At 59.8% G+C, this 4154-nt stretch carries 3 protein-coding genes and 1 pseudogene; 1 reads left to right on the forward strand and 3 read right to left on the reverse strand.

The features are described from left to right. The first annotated feature begins 243 nt into the window (after window positions 1-243). On the forward strand, window positions 244-1200 hold the full coding sequence (locus ACVWXF_RS14110) for an NAD-dependent epimerase/dehydratase family protein (protein WP_414383047.1): 957 nt from the start codon (window positions 244-246) through the stop codon (window positions 1198-1200). A gap of 103 nt (window positions 1201-1303) precedes the next feature. Here ACVWXF_RS14110 and cobW read toward each other — a convergent pair whose 3' ends face one another. The 3 genes and pseudogenes from cobW to ACVWXF_RS14125 form a co-directional block, all read right to left on the reverse strand. Further along, window positions 1304-2362, reverse strand: a complete 1059-nt coding sequence (gene cobW, locus ACVWXF_RS14115; protein WP_457474709.1) for a cobalamin biosynthesis protein CobW — start codon at window positions 2360-2362, stop codon at window positions 1304-1306. A 131-nt stretch (window positions 2363-2493) separates the two neighbouring features. Further along, window positions 2494-3873, reverse strand: a complete 1380-nt coding sequence (gene psbC / locus ACVWXF_RS14120) for a photosystem II reaction center protein CP43 (RefSeq protein WP_369791763.1) — start codon at window positions 3871-3873, stop codon at window positions 2494-2496. Between the two features lie 187 nt (window positions 3874-4060). Further along, window positions 4061-4154, reverse strand: a pseudogene (locus ACVWXF_RS14125) (photosystem II protein D2); the annotation flags it as partial.

Below are 4154 nucleotides of genomic sequence, written 5' to 3' on the forward strand. Positions count from 1 at the left end.
TTGGCTCATAAGTTCATTGTACTTCATCAAAGCGCATTCCTCCCGGCACTGACCCTACGGGTACAGTGCGGGGCTCCTGCGATTTCTAGCTGACATCCTTGCGGCCAGATTTCCAGTGTGGGGTTTGCTAAGTCGAGCGGCTCTCTTGCAGGGGAATTGAGGGCTCAGGCAGTCCGGCAGACAGAAGCTGAAGCGGTACACTAGTCAGAAGCTTTTTTCATCGAGTCCCGTTGGGAAGACCTCTTGCGAAACCTGTTTCTTACCGGCGCTAGCGGCTGCCTGGGGCACTATGTGTTGGAGCGCCTGGCCCAGCAAAGGGATCCCGAGTTTCCGGAGCGGCCCGCCTACCACCTGTACGTTCTCATCCGCGAGACCAGCCGCCTGCGGCTGCCCCTAGAACGGCTGCCCGCCCCTATCACCCTAGTACCCGGCGATCTCCTGCGCATCCGGGAACACGCCGCTCTGCTGCGCCAGATGGATGGGCTGATCCACATGGCAGCGGCTTGGGGGGATCCCGCCCTGGCTTGGGCCGTGAATGTTACCCACACCCTGGAGCTCTTTCAGTTGTTGGATCCGGAGCGCTGTCAGCAGGTGATCTACTTTTCCACAGCCAGCCTTTTGAACCAGGCCCTGGAGCCTTTGGCCATTGCCGGACGGGCCGGCACCGACTACATCCGCAGCAAGTACGAGATGCTGCTGCGGCGGCAGGAAAGCGGCTTCTGGCCGGAGCGCCTGCTCACCCTTTATCCCACCCTGCTCTTTGGCGGCAGCCCCCACCACCCCTACTCCCACATCACTGCCGGCCTCAAGGACGTTCTCCGCTGGCTGGATCTAATCCGCTTTTTGCGGGTGGATGCCAGCTTCCACTTTATCCACGCTGCCGATGTGGCCGAGATGGTGGCCTATTGGGTGGCCCATCTGCCTGGTGGCGGCGATTGGGTGTTGGGCAATCCCCCCCTCTCCTGGGATGAATGTGTGGAACAGATGTGTGCTTATTTCAAAAAACGGATCTATTTCCGAGTGCCTCTGCCCCCGGCTCTCGTTCGCGGCTTGGCCTTTCTATTTCGGGTGCGGCTTTCAGCCTGGGATGAGTTCTGTCTGCGCCAGCGCCATTTTGTTTACCCGGCCATTTCCCCAGAAACCCTGGGTTTGCGCTGCCACTTCCCCACCGTGGCCTCTCTTTTGGATACCTACCTCTAGACCACCTTTGAGTAACAGTAGAACTGGACGCTACTTCCTTTCCCTCTGGGACGGGGGGATGAGAGCCGAGGACCCAAGGGATCCCACTCGCCTCCGACAGGGATCAGCCGGTGGGGGCCACCGTTTCTCTGATGGCCAAGGCCTGGAGCTGGGCGGCAATGCGCTCGCGGTTGAGGTTTTGCCCAATCAGCACCAGTCGGGTCAAGCGCGGCTCCTGGGGTCGCCAGGGGCGGTCGTAGTAGGTTTCAAATCGAGATCCCACCCCCTGCAGCACCAGGCGCATCGGCTTGTAGGGGACGGCCACAAACCCTTTTATCCGGTAAAGACATTCCTCTTGGGTCAACTGGCGTAGCTGAGCCACCAGGGATCCCGGCTCATAACCTCCCTCCAAGCTGAGGTAGAAAGACTCAAAAGCTTCGTGCTCATGCTCCTCCCCGTGATCGTGGTGGCTGGGGCGGCGCTCGAGCTGGTCTTCCACCGCTGCATTAAAGCCCAAGAGCACTTCTGGGGGAACCTGCCCCCGCTCACAAGGGAGGATCTGAACCTCAGGGCGCAAGTGGTGCCGCAGCCAGCTTTCCACCCGAGCTTGCTCCTCTTGGGTAATCTGATCCACCTTGGTGAGCACCACCAAATCGGCACAGCTCAACTGATCCTCAAACAATTCCTCAAGCGGAGTCTCATGGTCCAAACTTTCGTCAGCCTGCCGCTGCGCCTCCAGGGCCGCCGGATCCCCCACCAGTTGCCCGGAGGCCAGAGCCTGACCATCCACCACCGTAATCACCGCATCCACCGTGGCGCCTGTACGAATGGTGGGCCAGCGGAAAGCCTGCACGAGCGGCTTGGGCAAGGCCAGTCCTGAGGTTTCAATCAAAATGCAGTCTAGCTCCGCCCGCCGCTGCAACAGAGCTTCCATGGTGGGCAAAAACTCCTCCTGCACCGTGCAGCAGAGACAGCCGTTGGCCAGCTCCAGAATGGGGATGGATCCCTCCCCCTCACACAGTTGGCAATCCCGCAGCAACTCGCCGTCGATGCCCACTTCGCCAAACTCGTTAACCAACACGGCAATGCGGCGGCCCTGGTTGTTGAGCAAAAGGTGACGGATCAAAGTGGTCTTGCCGGATCCCAGAAATCCGGTGATGACAGTAACAGGGATCTTGTGCATCTGCTCTGATGACTCAGCGCTCTTCAGTTTCCACCCCAAACTTTCTTTCTGCCAATCCTTGAGGGGGGGATGCCCAAAAAAAGGCCCCCGGCAAGGGGGGCCAAAGGTACATTCCAGAGGGACTTATGCCCTTATCGGATCGGCTTCATCCGGTAAACCGGCTCGTTCTCGCGGCTGATCCCTTTCTCAAAACCGGCAGCAGCGGCGCGGGCGCGACCGGCATGCCACAGGTGGCCGACAAAGAACAGGAAGCCGAAGATGAAGTTGTGAGCAGCCAACCAGGTGCGCGGGCTGGTGAAGTTCACCGTGTTGATCTCGGTAGCCACACCCCCCACCGAGTTCAGGGATCCCAGCGGCGCATGGGTCATGTACTCCACTGCACGGCGGGCTTGCCAGGGCTGAATGTCGTTTTTCAGCTTATCCAGATCCAACCCATTGGGGCCCAGCAGCGGCTCTTTCCAGGGAGCCCGCACATCCCAGAAGCGCATCGTCTCGCCGCCGAAGATGATCTCGCCCGTAGGGGAGCGCATCAGGTATTTACCCAGACCGGTGGGACCTTGGGCTTGGCCAATGTTGGCCCCCAAGCGCTGGTCGCGCACGATGAAGGTGAGGGCTTGCGCTTGCGAGGCTTCTGGGCCAGTGGGGCCGTAGAACTCGCTGGGGTAGACGGTGTTGTTGAACCAGATGTAGCAGGTGGCAATGAAGCTCATCAGGGAAACCGCCGCCAAGCTGTAGGAGAGATAGGCCTCCCCAGACCAGATGAAGGCGCGGCGGGCCCAACCGAAGGGCTTGGTGAGGATGTGCCAGATCCCACCGGCAATGCAGATAATGCCGATGTAAATGTGGCCACCGATCACATCCTCCATGTTGTCAACGCTGATGATCCAGCCTTCCCCACCAAAGGGAGATTTAAACAGGTAGCCGAAGATCACAGCGGGGTTCAAGGTGGGGTTGGTAATTACCCGCACATCGCCACCCCCTGGAGCCCAGGTGTCATAGACACCGCCAAACCACATGGCCTTGGCCACCAACAAGAAAGCCCCCAACCCCAACAGGATCAGGTGGATCCCCAGGATGGTGGTCATCTTGTTCTTGTCCTTCCAGTCGTAGCCGAAGAAGGGGAAAGACTGCTCCAGAGTTTCTGGGCCGCGAATGGCGTGATAAATGCCCCCCAACCCCAGCACGGCGCTGGAGATCAGGTGCAGCACCCCGATGACAAAGTAGGGGTAGGTGTCAATCACCTCGCCCCCCGGGCCAACCCCCCAGCCCAGAGTGGCCACGTGGGGCATCAGGATCAGGCCCTGCTCATACATAGGCCGATCCGGCGTGAAGTGAGCCACCTCAAACAGCAGCATCGCTCCCGCCCAGAAGACGATCAGGCCAGCGTGAGCCACATGGGCGCCCAAAAGCCGACCGGAGAGATTAATCAAGCGGGCATTCCCAGCCCACCAGGCAAATCCGCCTTGGGTGCGATCTTGCACCACTGCAGAACCAAATGTTGTCGAGGTCACAGAGACCAACCTCCAATGATAGTCAGGAACAAGAGACACCAAAAAAAGTTTAGTTAACGCGAGCGCCTGCCGTTGGGCTCCCTGTCCACTGGGATCCGCGGCAGGGGATCCCTTGGGCAAGCGCTCATCCTCACAGAGCAGATCTCTAGGGATCTACCGCAGCTAAAGTCGAGCGAGCTCAGTGGGTTTAGAGCGCATTGCCGCGGGGGAGGACTTCTTCAGGGAACTCAAAGCGCTCATGGGGCTGGTCCTGCGGCGCCATCCACGCCCGAATCCCCTCG

Source organism: Thermostichus sp. MS-CIW-40 (genome assembly GCF_054058315.1).

Bases quoted from the DNA above. Each gene is read 5' to 3' on its own strand.
- cobW (WP_457474709.1), bottom strand. From the start codon at position 2,362: ATGCACAAGATCCCTGTTACTGTCATCACCGGATTTCTGGGATCCGGC.